The organism is Pseudomonas paeninsulae (assembly GCF_035621475.1).
Taxonomy (GTDB): domain Bacteria; phylum Pseudomonadota; class Gammaproteobacteria; order Pseudomonadales; family Pseudomonadaceae; genus Aquipseudomonas; species Aquipseudomonas paeninsulae.
Window position 1 is genome coordinate 4,368,016 of the sequence record NZ_CP141799.1, and the last position, 17,838, is coordinate 4,385,853.

A 17,838-nucleotide genomic window follows, 5' to 3' on the forward strand; every position below is an offset into this window, starting at 1 on the left:
GCTCCGGAGCACTTTTCGTTTCGGGTGTAGCAAGGTGATCCAATCAGCGATTGATTAGCACCTCCAGGGCGGCGTCCAACGCCGTGACAGCATCAACAATTATCCGCACGGTGGCACGATCAAATTCATGGTCGCGCTGCGAGTCGTGGACACCGCTGTTGAGGTAGCCCCACTCAATACTTCCTGCACCGACGCCTAGCAGTTGATCCAGAGCGGCGACGATTTCTGTAGCGCCAGCATACTGTGCTGCGATGCGACCAACAGCCGAACGCAGCTTGCTGCTTTTGTTGTTCAGTTCCCATGGCGACCGTGGTCCTCCGAGCTTGAGCTCAAGACGTCCATCGGCGCGCTTGCCCAGCCAAGTCCAAATACGATCGGTCAAACTCTCCAGCGCGGGCCGTGCTTGACGTAGTGCCTCGCGCTTCTCGTCGTGCGCAATCGCCTGCTGGGCCAGCAGAACATAATTTTTTACCGGCGGGTCGCTGTCGACGCGGAGTTGATGCTCACCATTGTGTGGCAAGAATTTGTAGCGCTTGATAACAGAGGCACGCTGAGCGCCAAGCTCCTGCTGGATGCGGTGCAAGAACTCCTCTGCGTGGGAGGTCAGGATTACTTGCTTACCATCCAGCAAACCGTCCTCGAAGAAGGTGCGCCAGATGCCATCGCGGTGTTCGTCGTCGATCGCGTTGACGACGTCATCGAAGATGACCAGAGGGCAGCCCTGTGTGATGTTTTTGGCCAACAAGATCGCCAGGCCCAGGCACTTGATGTGCCCTTCGCTGAAGACAATGAGTGCGTCATACCGCACGCCTGGTTCGCCAACGAACTCCACCTCAATCTTGCCGTTCTCTGCCACCGGCAGCCGTAGCGCATGTAGCAGGTCACCCGGTGGATCGCCGCGGTTGAACGCGTTGTACAGATTACGAGCCTGTTCCCCCAGCCCCTGTAGCAGGACGCCCGGCAGAGCGGCCATATAATTCTGGAGCGCTGGTAGAAAACCGTCGTAAGCAGCGTTGATCCGGTGGTGGTGCGCTACAACTGGCTCCTCCAGCGCTACAGCCTGGATCAGTTCTCGGTTCGCCTCGTCGAACTGGGCTACAGTCTGGTTGGCTGCGACCAGGTCCTGATCGACTGTTGCTCGCAACGTCCGCAGCCGTTCTAATTCCAACCGATACTGGTCTAGCCTGGCCCGCTCTTGGACCAATGCCTCGCGCTGAGCATGCGCCTCGCGGGCCTGTTCATCCAAGCGATCAATAATCTCGGCGATACGTAGCAGGCTGTTCCATGCGAGCCGTTCACCGTCGAGCCATGTGCTAAGCCAGTTACCTGCGGATCCTTGGGGCAACAGCGGCAGGCCGGCTGCTTGCAGCTCTGCGGGACACACAGTGGCGGCAGCGGTAACCACGCGACGCATCTCATCCCACAGCGTCCGTACAGACTCGCTCAACTCGTCCTGAAGGCCGCGTTCGCGCTGCTGGAGCTCGGCCAATTGCGCGAGCTGCTCCAGGCCCGTGCGGGCCTTGGCGAAAGGATCCTCTGCCACGGCTGCCAACCCTGTACCACACGCAGGACAGGTAGTTGCCCCGTCGGCCAGGGCTAGTACCGCCTCGTAAAGACTTGCGTAGGACACGTCGCTGGCGCGGGCTGCGAGCTGCCCAGACGCCTCCTGCCAGAGGCCCTGGACGCGGTAAGCGTCTGTCAGCAGTGCCTGAAGACGAGCCGGGGTCACATCATGGACAGTTGGTGGAGCAGCATCCAGCTGTGCTTGAACATAGGGCAGCCGTCCTTGCTGCTGAGGAGTGCCAAGGAGCCAGTCTGCGCATTCCACGCCATCCGGCCACTCATTCCACCAACATCCGGCCACCCGTTCCACGCTCATCCGGCCAGGCAGTCGGAGCGCAGCGACGCAGATTTTCATTGTTAGTCTGAAGTACCCGATGTCGTCAATTTCGTCGTGCGTCTACGCATCGATTCGCCCTTCAGTTCGATGCGGTAAGCGTTATGTACCAGTCGGTCGAGGATCGCATCGCCCAGGGTCGGATCGCCGATCAGATCGTGCCATTTGTCCACCGGCATCTGGCTGGTTACCAGTGTTGAGCGATGCCCGTAGCGGTCGTCCAGCAGTTCCAACATGTCGCGTCGTTGCGGCGCAGTAAACGGCGCCAGGCCCCAGTCATCAAGGATCAGCAGATCGGTCTTCGCATAACCGGCCATCAGTTTGGCGAAGCGGCCGTCACCGTGGGCCAGGCCCAGTTCTTCCATCAAGCGCGGCAGGCGCAGGTAGCGCACGCTGTAGCCGTCCCGGCAGGCCTTGTGTGCTAGCGCGCATGCGAGCCAGGTTTTGCCCACGCCAGTGGGCCCGCCGATGATCAGGTTCAGCCCGTCGCGTAGCCATTGGCCGCTGCCCAGTTGCAGGATCAGGGATTTGTCCAAGCCGCGCGGGCTGCGGTAATCGATGTCTTCCAGGCAGGCGTTGTGGCGCAGTCGGGCTGCTTTGAGGCGAGTCGTTAGACGTGCGTTTTCACGCTCAGTCAGCTCGCGGTCGACCATCAGTCCCAGGCGTTCATCGAAGCTGAGGTCGTTGATGTCCGGTGTTGCGTGCTGCTCGCTCAAGGCTTTGATCATGCCGTGCAGGCGCAGGGTTTGCAGCTTGTCTAGAGTCGGGTTGGGTAGCATTTTGGTGCTCCTTTTTTAGGTCAGTGGTAGTAGCCGGGGCCACGCAGGTTGCTGTGTTCGTCGGGCAACAGCGGCAGGTTCTGCTGGCCCAGCGGTAGCCGCTCCAGGCCTTGGCGCAGGATCGATTCGAGGCTTTTGTAACTGCATGCGCCCAGCGCCAGAGCTCGCTGGCAAGCGGCTTCCAGCCGCTCTTCGCCGTGGTGTTTGCCCAGCCGCAGGATGCCCAGGCAGGCGCGGAAGCCGTGCTGCGGATGGATCCGGCGTTCGAGGATGTAGGCGATGACGCCGGCAGTGTTCGGCCCGGTCTGCTCTGCCCAGTGGATCAGCCTTTGCGGCGTCCATTCGGCGTGTTCGCGGTGGCTCTTGGGCATGTGTTCGGTTTGGGTGGTGTGGCGGCCTTTATGTGGCGAGCGCAGATGGCTGGCCACACGCTGGTTGGCGTGGAAGCATTCAACGGTCTGCGCGGTCAACCGCACTTCAAGCTGGTGCTTCACCAACTGATACGGTACGGAGTAGTAATGCCCGTCGACTTCGACGTGGTAGTCGATGTGCACCCGTACCTTTTTCCATTCGGCGTAGACGTACGGATGTTCCGGCAACGGTTGCAGTGCGGGGCGGTCAATGGCCTCGAAGGCTGAGCGGCGTGAGCCGGGCAGCTTCTTGAAGGGCCTTTGGTTGAGGCGTTCGAGCAGCACGCCGATCGCCGTATTGAGTTCGCCCAGCGAGAAGAACTGGCGGTTGCGCAGCGCGGCGAGGATCCAGCGCTCGACCACCTGCACACCGACTTCGACCTTGGCTTTATCCCTCGGCTTACGCGAGCGAGCGGGCAATACAGCGACCCCGTAGTGCTCGGCCAAGTCGCGGTAACTGGGGTTGATGTCCGGCTCGTAGCGATGCGCCTTGGTGACGCCGCTGCGCAGATTGTCCGGCACCAGGATCTCCGACGTCCCACCGAGAAAAGCGAAGCAGCGCGCGTGCGAGCCCAGCCAGTCGGGCAGTTTCTGCGACCAGGTGGCCTCGGCAAAGGTGTAGCTGGAGGCGCCCAGGACGGCGACGAATATCTGGGTCTGACGGATTTCCCCAGTCTGCCGGTCGATGACCGGCACGGTTTGGCCGGCGTAGTCGACGAACAGCTTTTCGCCTGCGCGATGTTCCTGGCGCATGACCACATCGACCTTGGCGGCCCAGAGGCGGTAGTGCTCGCAGAACCAGCTGTACTGGAAGCCTTGCGGGTGGCTGAGGCGATACTCCTGCCAGAGCAGGGCCAGGGTTACGCCGGGGCGCCGTAGTTCGGCGTGGGCCCAAGCCCAGTCGGGCATAGGACGCTGCTCACTGGGGACGGCGGGCAGTGGTGGAAAAAGACTCCGTTGCAACTCGGCGTCGGTCAGAGCAGAGGGCCAAGTCAGGCCGCTGGCAGCAAAACGATTGAGGTAGTCACCGACGGTGGCTCGCCCCACTTGCAGGCTGACAGCGATCTGGCGGGCAGATAGACCAACCTCAAACTTGAGACGCAGTACTTCTCGAATCTTACGCATGGATAACCGCTCCACAACGACCTCTTCGCTTCGATAAAAGAGGTCGATGGTAGTGAATTAATCCTGCGTTGCTGCCTGCCTGAACGGTGGCCGGATGTGCGTGGAACGGGTGGCCGGATCACCGTGGAATCGGTGGCCGGATGCTCATGGAACAGGTGGCCGGATGGCCGTGGAATCCGCAGCCAGTCGACACAAACCAGATACGCCGTGCCTGGCGAAACTCGCTGTGCTAATGCGGACTCCTGCTCGACGACCGCGGCAATCCTTTGCGGATAAGCAGCAATCGTTTGCTCGGAGTTTGTCAGCTGGAGTCGACGCACCGCCAGTTGAGACGCCTGAGTCCCAACGAGCATCAGGTCTTGATCGAGTGATGGGTTGAAGCCACGTATGAATTCGCTAAATTGATCTACACCGAACAGCGTTGCGATTAGCTGGCGCTGATCACCTGGTGTTCGCGCTGCGATGCGTGCGAAGTCGTCTAGACGATTCTTTTCGATGAAGCAGAAGCGGTACTCGGCTTCATCGGGCTGAACGATCTCGGTGCCTCCGTCCCCTCTAGAGGACAGCTCCGGCGCAGCATGGCGGCGCAAGCGGGCGTTGTTGCAATACGTCCGCTGGTCCATCCGCTTAACTTGCGCTTCGCTGATGGAACCCAGCATCGCGACTTCCAGCGCCTCGAAGAAGCTACTTTTCCCGGTTCCGTTGGCACCGTAGACCAAGGTGATGTCATGGCTGAGGTCGAAGGTCTCCTGCCGCATGAATCCGCGAAAAGGTCCGACCTCGAGTTGGTGTAAGCGCCCGAGCGCAGGTCCGGCATCAGGCCCGTGGGGATTTCCCTCGTACGCAGCAGGTGATTGCGCCAAGTGCGCAACGGCCAATGGCGATAAACGAATAGACCGTCCTCGGCGTGCGGCGCCGACCTCGGTAAGTGGCTGCAAATGGTTGAGTACCACGTGCGCGAGTCGGCGCACGTCATCGTGCACTTCCAACTGTGCCAGGTGCTCAAGGAATCGGTGGTACTCCGAATGAACACTTGCCATGCAGTTCCTCCCTCCCTGCCAAAAGACGCTGTGCGCATGTCCATGGCACTGTTGATCGACCTACTGGGTAGTCAGGTCATGATTCCGTTCGCCGTCATGGCTTTTGGAAGTTCACGGCATAGTAGTCAATCACCTGCGCCGCCTGGCTCCCCTGTCGGAAACGTTTTTGCTCCTCGAAATCTATCGAAGGTAGCATGTGGATCAGCTGGTGTTCTCCATACTGGGCCATAACCTGTTGGGCATCCAGCTCTCCCACACGATGCCCCATGAGAGTGTTTGCAGCCTCAATGGCTGCGCCGATCATCACGTCCGCCAACTGCACCGCTGGACTGGTCTTGGAGTCGACCTGTATCACCGATTTGAGCTTGAGTGGAAAGGTGATGCTTGCGATCTCAGACTGACGAAACGTGACCGCGTCCTTGTGGCCGATAAAGCGCAGGAGCAAGTCGTGATAGGCCAGCAGGTTCTTGGACTGATCGTGTTCGACGCGATAGGGGCCGTCGGCCATGACCTCCATGCGGCTGATCAGGGACTGTAGGACTATGAAGGCTGCATCTGTGCTGACGCCGGGGGTAGCGATTGCCTGCAGGCACTCCGGCGACGCGAACTGCGCAAGGGGACCCAGCGCTTCCGGTAGATCCCTCCATCGCGAGGAGCGCGCGGCCTCCACCAGGTCGTCAAGTGCTGCACGGCTCTTCTCTTTCATTGCGCGCTGGAAACAGCGGAGTAACCGATCGAGTGCGCCCGGCCCAAGGAGCTTCGCTCCTGTCACGTAAAGCAGTGATGCGAGCGAGTAGTTCTGCCCGTCCTGATAGAAGTCCACCCCGAGCTCGTAATAGAACGGCTCTACTGCGTAGTCCAGGAACATCAGCAGCAGGAGGAAGCGCTTATCGCAGACGTAGGTCACGCACTTGTGGTTCGTCAGCAGCTCTCGATGCAGCGCAATTAGGCGCTGATGATTAGCCGGCCTGCGCGCTAAGGCTCGATACTTCAGCTCCTCAGCCTGCAGTCTGGGAAAATACTCTCGAATGAGGCGCGCCGCCTCGCCATCGTCAATGGCGATAGCGGCTGCCCCTTGAAGCCGCTGCTCGGAGTTTAAAAGATCGAAGCCGGTGTAACCGCTTTCGTCGATTCGAAAACATTCCATCTGCAATATCCATCACGCGGCTGGAGGGGTATTCAGATAGTACAGCTTTGAATGAGCCCTAAGCATGCAGGCTGCTTTTCATCAGTGGTGTATCGAGAGCTGGGCTGATTCACATAGTGCTACGGGCGAGAGCTATGCGCGTGGGTAATGGATTTCATCCAATCAAAAATGGGGCGTAGATTTATTTCCCTTACTAAAAAATGTCCGCTTTGGGCCGACTCCAGCCTGAAGCGTCTGGCAGAAGTCGGCCAGAAGCGGCCTTTTAAGTAGCGAAGGTAATCTGTACCCATTTGCCTTCGCAGGACCTAATTTCAGCTTTAGTGCCAACCCTTTCGCGCGCTGCCACACATCAAACATTTGCTGTATGTACCGTAGCGGCCATCTAAATGGCGCAAGGGTCCACCACAATTATCACAGCCGCCCAGCAACTCCCCCTGCATCCAGCGGAACTCAAGCCAGGCACGATAGAGGCTCCACACTATCCCGCCCACCGTTAACATGACCGCTACCCAAAACACTCCTTGTTTTAGAGGTGCAATCATCTGGTCAAGCGGACTCGCTGATGCGGCGGAGGGATCAATCAGCAACATTGTGCCCATCCCGATCAAGGTAAGCAGTCCTGGCAAAGCGTAGAGCCTGATATTTCGTTCAATTGCTGTAACGTTGATGTTCATTACCCCCCCGCTCCACGCATCCCCAAAGGACCATTCTTAACCGAGCTCGCTACGACCCATTTCCCCCTTTGGCGCTTATAGCCAGGGCCTGCGCGCTCCGCTTGCTCTTAAAGCGAGCATCTGGGCAAGCCCCGGCTTCCCTAGCCCCACGAGCTGCTTGCCAAAGGATCCGTCAGGGCCTACCAAACACCAGCTTTTCACGAATCAAGTTGAACAACTCCGCCTGGTAAACGGCGTCATCTAGGGCATCATGGTTGCCCGAGCTTTCAGGATTCACTACCTTCTCAATTTCGCTTGAGCGGGTCGATTTCCAAGCGCATCCGGAGGCACCGAAGTACATCGACTTAATGTCGAGCGCTGCGATTCCGAAGGGGTTTTCACCCAAGAACAGATGAAAGTAATAGTTCACGAAGCTCCAGTCGAACGAAGCGTTGAACCCTACGAACACTACCCTTTGACCGGCATCAGCTAGTGACTCTACCCAGGCCCTGAATTGCGCCATTGCCTCACTAGGTTCCAAGCCCTCTTCGCGAAGCCTCTCAAGTGACAACCCTGTGACCTCAAGGGCAGCCGGCACAAACTCCTGAGAGATAGGCTTCAGAAAGCAGGAGAACTGCTCCGCCGGATTCGACGCCACGCACGCGCCGATAGAAAGCATGCTGTACTTGCCAGGGATCGGGCCAGATGCCTCGATGTCGACTGAGACGAAAATTTCTTTGTCTGCTTTCATAAATACTCCGTTTTAGCTGATTTCCGCATGGCAACAGCAGCCTTCAGCACCAGACACCACAACAGCGGGAAAGATCATCGCGTACTAGGTAAAGAGGGCTGCAGGTCAACCCGAGGCGTCGCCACCGAGCCCGATCACGCGACCAGAATGTTTACTTATCTTCCATAACCGGTGATGGCTTCATCTCCAGTATTGAGTCGGTCAGATCTTTGAAGCTCAGCGGACGATTAGGGAAGGCTTTCGCCATTGCCGTAGGGTACAAGCGCGTCCGAATATCGGAGTAAGTCCATGCTGGCTGACCGTTACGCTCGCCAGTGACTGACGCCAAATCGGTCAGCTGCTTGTCCGTGAGCCCCATGCCCAGCAGATCCATGCTGAGCAGCTCTTTCCGCTCAGTAGCGTCTGGGCGAGTGAACTCTTCAACGATGGCAGCTCGTCGACGAAGTGCTGCGTCCAAGACTGAAAGTCGGTTAGTGCACAGGATCACCACGATCCGACCGCCATATTTGCGCAATTCATCCACGCCTTGGATCAAGGTGTTCACAGCCACCTTATCTTCGTGGTGGCTCTGACTTTGCGAGCGGGAAGCAGCGATCGAGTCGCCTTCGTCGATGATGAGAATCGCCCTGCGCTTTTTGCCTGCTGCCTCGACAACCTCTGCAAAAGCTTGGGTCAAAAGCGTACCCATCTCGCCGACCTTACCAGAGCCGCGGACCCGGTTGCTGAGCTTGAACAGCACCGAGTCTTCAGTGCGTGAGTCACGGACGATACGGTTAGCAATGCACTCCGCTGTCGCTGTCTTCCCGGTACCGACGTCGCCATGGAAGATCACCAGGGGATATTGATCGGCAACCAGATTGCAAATCGGCAGCACGCTTTTATGGTGCGCCTTGCTCCACTCGGACAACTGGCCCTGATTCAGTAAGAGCTGGAGCTGGTTTTGCACACGCTCATAGCGACCCACAAACCCGAGCAACACTTTTTCACGCTCAGTCAGCTGGGCTTCCGGCAGTTCAATCACCGAGTCAAAAACGCTATTGTTGCTCATCGGATGTAGTCCTTCCGTTCCATGCCGTAGCCGTTGCTAGAGTATTCGCGACCACCGCTCTGGGTTAGCTGAGAGTGGCTAATGTCGTCGTAAGAGGTCGTCCAGTTGATTTTCAACTTGCCAGACATATTCTCCTGCGCTTGCTGGGTGTAACTGTCGTTGTAGGACAGAACGATCCGCAGGTGTGCACCCTGAACCTTCGGCCAGCGCGCATCACCTGGGCGCTGGTTGGCTAGGGAGCCAGACTCGTTGACATAGAACCGGGTGGCCTTCTGCTCTACCCCATGACTAAGTAATGTGAGATCCGCAAACTTGAGGTAGCCATTCTTTGCCAGCAGCTCAATGTCATTGGCCCATTCTTTTGCTTTCACCTCAGTCACAGCTTCGCTGCTCGACGCGATCATCAGGAGGTCGGCAGTGATTCGCCGCACGACCGCTTCGATGTCAGTGGTGGTGTAGGTAGTGGTTTGAGTGGCGCTGTAACTCATGCTGCGTCCTCGACTTTGAAGCCCTTACCGAACAGCTCTTTCCAGATTTCGAAGTCGTCCTCCACCGATGCGAAATGCGCGGTCTCCCACGACTCCTCGGCAAGCTGAACGATCTCTTGGCGCTCTTCTTCAGTGATCCGGCTCGCAACGTTGTTCGTATCGCATACCGGGTCGATGATTACGACCGTATCGGAGAAGTCGGGAACCTGCTTGTTCTCGGGAAACTTAATGACGTCCTTGAGTCCTGAGTCCGCAATGTAGAGGAGGAAGTCACGGAAGCGCTTTTCCAGCGAGCCGGTCTTCCCTTTAAGCTCGAGGACGTGAGCCATGATCAGCTCGATATGGAAGGATTTTAGCGGCACCTCCTTCCAGGTGCGCCAGCGCTTGGCGAGGCGCACAAGGGTGCGGAAGTCCGGATCTTCATCCTTCCGGACCTTCACGAAGTTCACCTGGCACGGTGCGCAGGTTTCAGTTTTCGAGCCGTCAATTCGGTCGAACTGCCAGCCGTAGTTTTCCTTGTTCGGATTTTCAATGACCGGAACGATATCGACCTCAAGCCCGGTACCCACGAAGGTGACCTTTGCTGCCTTGCGCTGGATTTCAAAGTCTTCAACAGACTTGTTCGGGTACAGGTTGATCAGGGCGTCGTAGATTTTCTGGCTGAGAGTCGCAAAGGTTTCTTCATCAACCTTCTGGCCGCTAATGTAGAAAACCACGTCGACGTCGGCAGGGCTCTGAGCGTTGGGCCGCAGGATGGTGTGTTTGGCGAAAGAGCCGGCCTTCACCACCTTCTTGATGGTGATCTTGTCCTGCTTCTTCAGGCTGTCCTTCAGCGCTGCGATCAGGCGGTCGACCTGGGCGTTATAGGTCTCCCGCTTGTCCTTCGGCAAGCGCAGCACGTTACTATCGTAATACTTGATCTGTGTGTTGGTTAGTGGCATCTGCCATCCCCTCCTAGAAATGCTGTGTTAGTCGCAAAGCCTCCCTACCAGCAGCTACACCACATGCCGACGGATGAGATGGCGTGGCCACTCGAGCACCAGACCCGAATTGCCCTTACGGCTTGCTGCAGTTCAACCTCCTCGAACCGTCCGAAGATCCGGCCAGGAAAATTGCGGACCGCAGCGTGCTAGCGTATGATTACTATACGCATAGTTTCTATATGCAGTCTAATTTTTATACGCTATCGAGGCTCGATCATGACAAATGAGTCCAAACCCACGGACGACCAACCCACAAGCAAGGGAGGAGCACGCTGGGGCCAGGAGCGTCGGTTGGAATTCATTGACTATCGACTGCGGTGGGATGGCCAGATCAACCGCAGCAGCCTAACTGACTTCTTTGGCATCTCGGTGCCCCAAGCTTCGCTGGACATTACCGAGTACGCGAAGCTTGCCGAGAGCAACCTGGAGTACGACACCCGGGCCAGGGTTTACAGAGCTACCGAGTCATTCAAGGCGGTTTTCAAGTCGAGTGCTGTTGAGCGCTACCTCGAAGACCTGCTTCGCGTAGCGGTACAACCAGAGGTGCCATATGGCAGCTTTTTAGGCTGGCAATCGCCTGTTGCGGGCGTTCCTAAGCTAGGTCGACGTCTCAATGCAGGCATTGTTGGGGAAATCCTTCGCGCGATTCGAGAGAAGGGTTCGGTCAAGGTCTTTTACCAGTCAATGACAGACCCGGAGGGCGGTGAGCGAAAGTTGTCTCCTCATGCCCTGGTACATGACGGTAACCGCTGGCATGCCCGAGCGTACTGTCACAGGCGCGAAGCCTTCCGAGACTTTTCTCTGACCCGTATCAAGCGCTGCTGCTATGCGGGCCCCGATCGGGAGCGCGCTTCAGACGACACGCCCTGGAACACCATGGTGGATGTCGTATTGACCGCACATCCAGACCTCAGCCCGGCCAAGCGAGGACTTATCGAAAGTGATTACCTGATGGAAAATGGCGAGATGCACATCGAGTGCCGTCAGGCACTGCTGATGTACCTCTTGTTCCAGCTTAACCTGACAGAAGATCAGGCGGGCCAAAAACCCGAGGTCATCCAGGTTGCCCTTAAACATCCAGAAGAAATACGGGCCCTGCTCAAGTATTAACACCTAACAATCAGCCAACACTCAACACCTCAGCTACCGGAATTGTCACGATGGCAAACCTTGAAAATGAATTCATTCTGATTGCAGGCAGCATCTCCAAGAAAACAGAGAAGGCCTCGATCGACCTCGCGCACGACTTCACTCGCGCGGTTACCAAAAGCGTCTTGGCCGCAAAAGGTGGCCTGGTCGTCTACCTAGCTGGTCTACCCACCAATGAGGCTGGAGATGCACTGACCTTCGATTGGACGGTGGTTTACGAGGCGGAGAAGCTGTTGGCTGAGTACGCCCCTGCCCGCCAGCTGAAGATCGTTACCTCGCAGTTGGCCATGCGGGACAAAATGACGCTCGATCAGCGGACTCTCATCCGTCGACTCTCTGCTGAAAATTTCGCGGAGATCATCTATATCGAGGATGACTTGGTCACCGGCGGAAATATCGGTGATGAACAAGTGGAAGTGGCAACCGCTATGATTGCCTTGGGCGGTGGTAAGGGCGTCTCTGACCGGGCCCGCAAGATGCGCAAACGGAAGCTTCCGGTGCTGCCATTTGACCTGCAGCTCGGTGGCTTCAGCGAAGATGGCGAAGGCGCACGCGGTCTACGAGATGCCTTCTTTAAGGAGCCTCTCATGATGTTTCACTTCACTGGTGAGCATGTGAAGGGACGCCTGGATAGCATGTCTCTGCAGGAGCCGCTCTACAGCCTGGACAAGCTGGCAGAGCTGTCCGTTGGGCTCTTCCAAGCTGAAATTGAGGCCAGAGAAGCAGCACGCTCTCCCGATCTCTTGGTCATCACGGCCATCGCCATTGAACTCGCCGCCGCGAAAAAGGTGTTTGGTATCGGCGAGGATGTACCTGCTCGCTACTCCAAACATGGCATTCATTTCTGGCCTGTAACGATCCAGCGAGCGGACGGCCCTCTTTCGTGTGTAGTTGCCTCTCTCGGCAACGCTGGCAACGTCAATGCGAGCGCCATCACCACACTCCTGTTGTCAGAGCTGAACCCCAATAAGGTTCTGATGATGGGGATCGCGGGCGGACGTCGTAAAAAATTGAGCCTCGGCGAAGTCATTTTGTCCGAGCGCGTCGTGTACTACGAAGGGGCAGCAGCGCACGCTGGCGGCAAGATTGCGCTACGGCCAGAGATGCAACGACCAGGGCTTTCCACCCAGCAAGATCTCAATGCTTACTTCGCAACCGCCTCTCTGCCTGATCGTCTGCAAGAACGTGCGGAGAAGCTGGGCTTCGCGATCCCGGTAGAGTCCACTGCAGGGGACGTTGCAGCAAGGCTGATGGTATCGCCAGCAACCATTGCCTCCGGCGAACTGCTCATTCGAGACCCGGAGATCTTCGAAAGCTTCCAAGGCATTCACGACAAAGCACTGGTAGCTGAGATGGAAGCTTACGGGGTATTCGACGCCTGCGAAAAGCAGAACGTGCCCGTATTGGTTGTCCGAGGAATCAGCGATTACGGAGACACGACTAAGGACAATACCTTCCACAGTGTAGCGTCCGAGGCTGCAGCCATTGTGACCCTTGATTACGCCACACACGGGTGGAGCCGAAGGGTCATGTGATAACTGGCTCTTGTGTAAGCAGCCGGCAATCACTGAATCGCCAAGGATTTTGTAGGCACCAGATGACCGCTTTTGGCCGGTTTCCGCCGGTCGCAGCTGACTGGTTCAGATCATCTCCGGCCGATCAGAGCCGGTCGGGTGGTTCCCCTGTGTCAAGGGGGACAATCAGCGCTGCCACGGTGTTTTTCACGTTATCCACCGCCTTGCTGACCTGATATCCGCTGTTTCAACCAAGAGCACCACCACAGCCGCATCCGCTCCGTGACCCCGGGAAGCGGCATCTCGATGAGGAGCCTCAAGCGTCATGACGCTGTACCAGAAAGCTCGCCATAAATACCCGCATCGCTGGTCAGGTGCAACGCGAAATTGGCAACCTGTCGGCGCCGTCACACTCAACCTAGAGAGGGAGCAAACGGCACTAAAAATAGCAGCTAAAAACACGGCTGACGCGACAACTACCTTGCAACACGCCGGGGACACGGGGCGATTCGTGGCGTATCTTTTCCCTGTTGCCCTGGGAGATCGCATCAGTGGATAAGCCGGCCGAAGATCGAAGCGTCACAGCACTCAAAGGACTGATCAAGAAGCCCGAAACCCCAGTTTCTGTCGATTTGATGAATCCCATCAGCGCGACGACACCAGTCTGTCTTACTCAGGTTGTCGTCTTAGCCGAAGAAGTTTTCGAAGACAAGGCCATTGCCACCTCATGGATGACCACGGCCAACAAAGGCTTGGGTGGGAAAACGCCCATCTCTCTTTGCGAGACTGAGATTGGCGCTCACCAGGTGCTCAGGGTCTTGCGTGCGATTGAGTGGGGCGGTGTCGCGTAATAGCGCCGCGCTGTTGGTGCTGATGGAAAACTGACCCACTAGCCGCAAAGATTTGAGTCGCGCAGCTTCAGTACCAACAGAAAGCCAATGATACCAACGGCTGGAGAGGCTCAGCGCGCGTAGTTTTCATATTCTTTGCAGTTGTTCAAGCTGACATTGATCTGAGGCACCGGAAGCGGGTTGTTGCTGTTAAGGCTTCCAGCCCAGGTCTGAACTGTTTGGTGATCGATCACGCAGCCCGCGTCTACATCGGCTAATGCCTCACAGGTCAGGCGGCGGTGCTCTTCTTCCTGATCGATCCAAGCCGCCAGGGCTTGTTTGACAACCCAGTCTCTGGTTCGGCCCGTACGCTCGGCGAACCGATTGATTCTCTTGTCCAGTTGCAATGGGACATGAGCCGTGAAAACTCGGGTTTCGACTAGAGCAGTCATAACGGGTACTCCTGTTCGGTGATGCCCTGTTCAATGAGAAGGTTGAACGCCGCTCTACTGATAGACCCCATACCGCATGCGCTGAAGCAAATCCCTCACCTGTACTGAGCCCTGCGCGGTGGAGAGCAAATCAATTGGACTGAACCCAGACAAACCCAAGGCAGGGGTATGGAACCACGCCTTTGCGATGTTCTGATCACCCAGAACATCGATAGCCAGCGCCATCAACTCGCTCAAGATCATGTTGTCCGGCTCGTCACCAGACACCTCAGAGGCGGAACCAGTATCCAGCAATGAGTTCCAAGGCCGGCTATACAACTCAGCGCAAGCCGCTTGTGCACCGCCAAAGCAGAAGCGCACAGAACACGAGAAAGCATTTGGAGAGGCATAGCGCAACAACTCGCCCCGCTCATTCCAGATGTCCCCGTTGACCGCGCGCAACAGGGCATGGGCTGCAACGACGTCATGGGTGGAAACGCTGTACAACGAGACAGCCGCAATACCGTCACCAGCAGCGACTCGCGCCAACCGGTAAGCAATACTCGGCATCGGGTGAAAAATAGCCGGTCGGCAAAGTACGGCGTTCTGCTCTGGTTTCAAGTACGCGCTGTAGCTCACGAAAACCACTGAGTCAGATGACAGTGTCGCCGAGCACAGGTCTCGGCTGACAGGCTGCCCATTACGCAATAAAGTCTGGAGCCCCTCGGCCCATGCTATGCAGTCTGGGCCATGTGCATTTACTGGGGCATACACAACCCCCAGCACTGGCGTCCCATCCCGAAGAAGACCAATCGAAACTGCAGAGCCTGGCCGCCGTTTGAGAAAGTCGGCGGTACCGTCATTGGGATCAACAACCCAAGCGAATCGGTGGCCGGAGAGATCAACGCCAGTTTCCTCGCCGACGAAATCGCAGGCAAGAATCTGCTGTAACCCTTCGCGAAGCAGTTTCTCGATCTCAACGTCGATCTCGGCCTTATCGCCTGAGCCCCTCGGGCCATCCGGTCTGGACAGCTCGGCCTCTATGAGCAGTCCAGCCTGCAAGGCAAGCTCAATGACAGGGGCCAAAAGGTGACGCACCTGTAGTTCAGCCATTAGCCTTGCTCCCAATAGTTACCCGTGCTGATCAGCCCGAAACCGTCTTCGGAGAAGGGTCTATCGTCATCGAACATGCCATTGACCATACGTTCTCGACGCAAGCCGCTTAGCACTCTGAAAAAGCAAGGCTCACACAGGTGGACACGGTAGTGCTCTCCGTCATGTTGAGCGCCATAACCCCATTGCGCTTCCAGCTTGCCATATTGCAGACCGTAATCGGGGATACGGGTACTAGATCTACAAACGTCGCAGATCACATCCTCAACCACATCTACTGACGCCAGAGTTTTGTTCTCCATAGTCACCTCCCGATTAGTTTGCTACCCGATGAAGCAGTCGATCCTGTCCGATCACGAAAGCGGGCGCGACTCCATTTGGGCGAGGTCTCGCAGTGTCAAAAACAAGCCAGCAACTGTTGCCTGTAATGCTGAGAAAAGCTCACCTGATAACTTGGCTCAGCTGCAAAGCTCCCCAGAGAGATAATGCACGTATCGCCTGACCCAATAACATGCTCGGCCCCACTTCCAATACTGTCATCAAGAGCATCGATATTGCCGGTGGCCCCAGTCCAGCCAGTCTTTGAACCTGAGGTGGAGGCCGGCATCTGCACCTCGTTCAGCACCGCTAGGTCATCCGGCAGATCATCCGCAATTCGCTCCGCCAAGCGCTGCAGCGTCGATTCCGCCAGCATGAACAACCAAGCATGGTCATCGGGCTCGCCTATGCGCCGCAGTACCCGCCCCAACACTTGTCGGTAATGCAACTCGGTGCGGATACGGCTGAGGTAGCAGCACACCTGTAAGCGGGGAATGTCGGTACCTTCACTGATCATTCCGACGGCGACAATCCAACGGCAAGCGCTGTGTCTGAACGCATTAATCACCAGCTGCGCATCAGGGGTTTTGTTGGTCACAATGCGGCAACCTTCACCCCTTGAGTCCAGGGCCTGGGCAATTTGCTGGGCGTGCTCGATGTCGGTGGCAACCACCAAGCCAGCCGCATCAGGCTTGATCAGGCGAAGCTCGTCCAGCTTGCCGCATCCAAGACCGAGCAGTTGATCGATCACCTCGTCATGGCGCAGAAGTTCCTCATAGGTGACGGGGGATTCCACCAATAGCTTGGCGATGCTGGGAAACATCCTGACAGTGCTCTCGGTGCCAAGCTCCTCGGTGAGTTTCACCTTCTGATTGTCGAGCAGGACAATACGAGGGGAACGGCACACCCCATCAGCAATGGCCTCTTTCAGTCCATAGCGGTAGTCGCAGATCAGGTATCCCTCAGGCGACGAGTAGCGAGCCAGGGCAATGGCCCGGTCGTCCGAACGCCATGGCGTGCCAGAGAGAGCCAAGGTGAAGGCAGCACGATCCTGTATCCGGTGCAGTATCTGCTGGCCCCAGGCGTTGCTAAGAAGTGGATCATGGCCGGCGCAGTGGTGAATTTCATCGAATACCACGAGCACGCGGTACTCATCGAGGAGCTGCCAGAACCCCTCATCTCTGTATTCCATGGCCTGATAGGTGAACGCTGCCCCCACCGCGCCGATCTGACCGTCCAGACGCCGGCCGAGCACTGCAGCAAAGGTTGAGCGAAAGCCCTCGACTACCTGGCAGGATGGCGCGAAGCACATCACCAGATCGATCCTGTCCTGCCCCAGCAGTCTGCTGGCCAACTCTGCCGCCATGCGCGTCTTGCCAGCACCCGGCGTTGCCTGGCAGAAGAAGTGTGGCGTGGAAGTAAAGTGCTCCAACGCCGTGTCGATGCATCTGAGTTGCCAGTCTCGCAGCGATGTGGTCATCGTGCGGCGGCAAGCGTCTTGATCGTCTTCTCGATGGCGCGGAGATGACCCAGCAGGCGAGAGCTGCGGTCTCTAGCGTCCAGATACTCGCCTTCTACCTTGCCCCGGAGATGAGGCATCTCATCCAGGAGAAGCTTGTATCGCTCCGCCTCGCCCATCGAAGACAAGAAGTCCAACCGGATCTCTTTGAGGAGCGCTTCCAGGTGCTGATCCGCATCGAGTGAAGGTTTAAGCGGTATAGCTGCATTATCGACAACTGACGGCCCCTGCTCTGGTTCAAATGCAGTCTTGAGGCTGTTCTGAAACCCGTTGTCAATCAGCTCCAGCTGTAGATGTGCCGGGATGGGCTGCAGGTGGTAGACCTGTCCTCGCGTGCGGCGCTCTTCGTCATATGCGAGCCAGCCTATGCGCAGCATTCGGCGGATCTGCTCATACACATAGCGGCGCACATCGCCGATGCGAAAAGTCATGCCCTCTAGGCGCTTGGCGTAGGCATCCCGCAGTTCACGGATCGTGAACTGAGTGCTCCCTTCCTCCTGAAGTAGCTCATACAGCCGCCTGTCAAAGATGAACGTGGCCGATTTCATTGAGGCACCAGAAGAGTAATCGCAAAAATGCGGATTATAGTCCGTGGCCTGTACATCCGCAAACGCACGATAGTGCCGCCTCAAGTGGAGTTGAG

General features: G+C 57.2%; 16 protein-coding genes and 3 pseudogenes. 4 read left to right on the forward strand and 15 right to left on the reverse strand.

From position 1 onward, the window contains the following. Positions 1-43: 43 nt before the first annotated feature. The 10 genes and pseudogenes from VCJ09_RS20165 to VCJ09_RS20210 form a co-directional block, all read right to left on the reverse strand. A pseudogene (locus VCJ09_RS20165) lies at positions 44-1,822 on the reverse strand (ATPase); the annotation flags it as partial. A gap of 98 nt (positions 1,823-1,920) precedes the next feature. Then, a complete protein-coding gene (gene istB / locus VCJ09_RS20170) occupies positions 1,921-2,676 on the reverse strand; it encodes an IS21-like element ISPre4 family helper ATPase IstB (protein ID WP_324731829.1) in 756 nt (251 codons plus the stop codon). A 20-nt stretch (positions 2,677-2,696) separates the two neighbouring features. Then, positions 2,697-4,211: an IS21 family transposase gene (istA, locus tag VCJ09_RS20175; RefSeq protein WP_324730597.1), complete on the reverse strand. Its 1,515-nt coding sequence runs from the start codon at positions 4,209-4,211 to the stop codon at positions 2,697-2,699. Positions 4,212-4,363: 152 nt separating this feature from the next. Further along, positions 4,364-5,251, reverse strand: a pseudogene (locus VCJ09_RS20180) (AAA family ATPase); the annotation flags it as partial. Positions 5,252-5,345: 94 nt separating this feature from the next. Beyond that, positions 5,346-6,398, reverse strand: a complete 1,053-nt coding sequence (locus tag VCJ09_RS20185; RefSeq protein ID WP_324731830.1) for a DUF3800 domain-containing protein — start codon at positions 6,396-6,398, stop codon at positions 5,346-5,348. Between the two features lie 317 nt (positions 6,399-6,715). Further along, entirely contained in the window at positions 6,716-7,072 is a 357-nt protein-coding gene (locus VCJ09_RS20190; protein ID WP_324731831.1) for a hypothetical protein, read from the reverse strand. Positions 7,073-7,244: 172 nt separating this feature from the next. Further along, positions 7,245-7,802 carry a 3'-5' exonuclease gene (locus VCJ09_RS20195; RefSeq protein WP_324731832.1) on the reverse strand — a complete coding sequence of 186 codons (558 nt, stop codon included), beginning with the start codon at positions 7,800-7,802 and terminating at the stop codon, positions 7,245-7,247. Positions 7,803-7,953: 151 nt separating this feature from the next. Continuing rightward, entirely contained in the window at positions 7,954-8,850 is an 897-nt protein-coding gene (locus tag VCJ09_RS20200; RefSeq protein WP_324731833.1) for an ATP-binding protein, read from the reverse strand. Beyond that, entirely contained in the window at positions 8,847-9,338 is a 492-nt protein-coding gene (locus VCJ09_RS20205; protein ID WP_324731834.1) for an HORMA-1 domain-containing protein, read from the reverse strand. The genes VCJ09_RS20200 and VCJ09_RS20205 overlap by 4 nt, the downstream gene beginning before the upstream one ends. Next, positions 9,335-10,279, reverse strand: coding sequence for a CBASS oligonucleotide cyclase (locus VCJ09_RS20210; protein ID WP_324731835.1), 945 nt, complete (start codon positions 10,277-10,279; stop codon positions 9,335-9,337). The genes VCJ09_RS20205 and VCJ09_RS20210 overlap by 4 nt, the downstream gene beginning before the upstream one ends. A gap of 333 nt (positions 10,280-10,612) precedes the next feature. Here VCJ09_RS20210 and VCJ09_RS20215 point away from each other — a divergent pair, with 333 nt between their 5' ends. The 4 genes and pseudogenes from VCJ09_RS20215 to VCJ09_RS20230 all read left to right on the forward strand — a co-directional run bounded on the left by VCJ09_RS20215 (position 10,613) and on the right by VCJ09_RS20230 (position 13,835). Then, positions 10,613-11,431 (forward strand): helix-turn-helix transcriptional regulator, encoded by an 819-nt coding sequence (locus VCJ09_RS20215; protein WP_324731836.1) that lies wholly within the window; start codon positions 10,613-10,615, stop codon positions 11,429-11,431. 50 nt (positions 11,432-11,481) lie between these two features. Beyond that, positions 11,482-13,005, forward strand: a complete 1,524-nt coding sequence (locus VCJ09_RS20220) for a phosphorylase family protein (protein WP_324731837.1) — start codon at positions 11,482-11,484, stop codon at positions 13,003-13,005. A gap of 216 nt (positions 13,006-13,221) precedes the next feature. Further along, positions 13,222-13,438: pseudogene (locus VCJ09_RS20225) on the forward strand (IS3 family transposase); the annotation flags it as partial. Positions 13,439-13,535: 97 nt separating this feature from the next. Next, positions 13,536-13,835 (forward strand): MbcA/ParS/Xre antitoxin family protein, encoded by a 300-nt coding sequence (locus VCJ09_RS20230; RefSeq protein ID WP_324731838.1) that lies wholly within the window; start codon positions 13,536-13,538, stop codon positions 13,833-13,835. A 110-nt stretch (positions 13,836-13,945) separates the two neighbouring features. On the opposite strand, the gene VCJ09_RS20235 is transcribed toward VCJ09_RS20230, so the two are convergent. From VCJ09_RS20235 to VCJ09_RS20255, 5 genes are all read right to left on the reverse strand, one after another. Continuing rightward, entirely contained in the window at positions 13,946-14,266 is a 321-nt protein-coding gene (locus VCJ09_RS20235) for a CopG family ribbon-helix-helix protein (RefSeq protein WP_324731839.1), read from the reverse strand. Positions 14,267-14,320: 54 nt separating this feature from the next. After that, complete coding sequence (locus tag VCJ09_RS20240) at positions 14,321-15,358, reverse strand: inositol monophosphatase family protein (RefSeq protein ID WP_324731840.1); 1,038 nt, start codon at positions 15,356-15,358, stop codon at positions 14,321-14,323. After that, on the reverse strand, positions 15,358-15,660 hold the full coding sequence (locus tag VCJ09_RS20245; protein WP_324731841.1) for a hypothetical protein: 303 nt from the start codon (positions 15,658-15,660) through the stop codon (positions 15,358-15,360). The genes VCJ09_RS20240 and VCJ09_RS20245 overlap by 1 nt, the downstream gene beginning before the upstream one ends. Positions 15,661-15,755: 95 nt before the next feature. Next, positions 15,756-17,156, reverse strand: a complete 1,401-nt coding sequence (locus VCJ09_RS20250) for a DEAD/DEAH box helicase (protein WP_324731842.1) — start codon at positions 17,154-17,156, stop codon at positions 15,756-15,758. Continuing rightward, positions 17,153-17,743 (reverse strand): hypothetical protein, encoded by a 591-nt coding sequence (locus VCJ09_RS20255; protein ID WP_324731843.1) that lies wholly within the window; start codon positions 17,741-17,743, stop codon positions 17,153-17,155. The genes VCJ09_RS20250 and VCJ09_RS20255 overlap by 4 nt, the downstream gene beginning before the upstream one ends. Between the last annotated feature and the right edge of the window lie 95 nt (positions 17,744-17,838).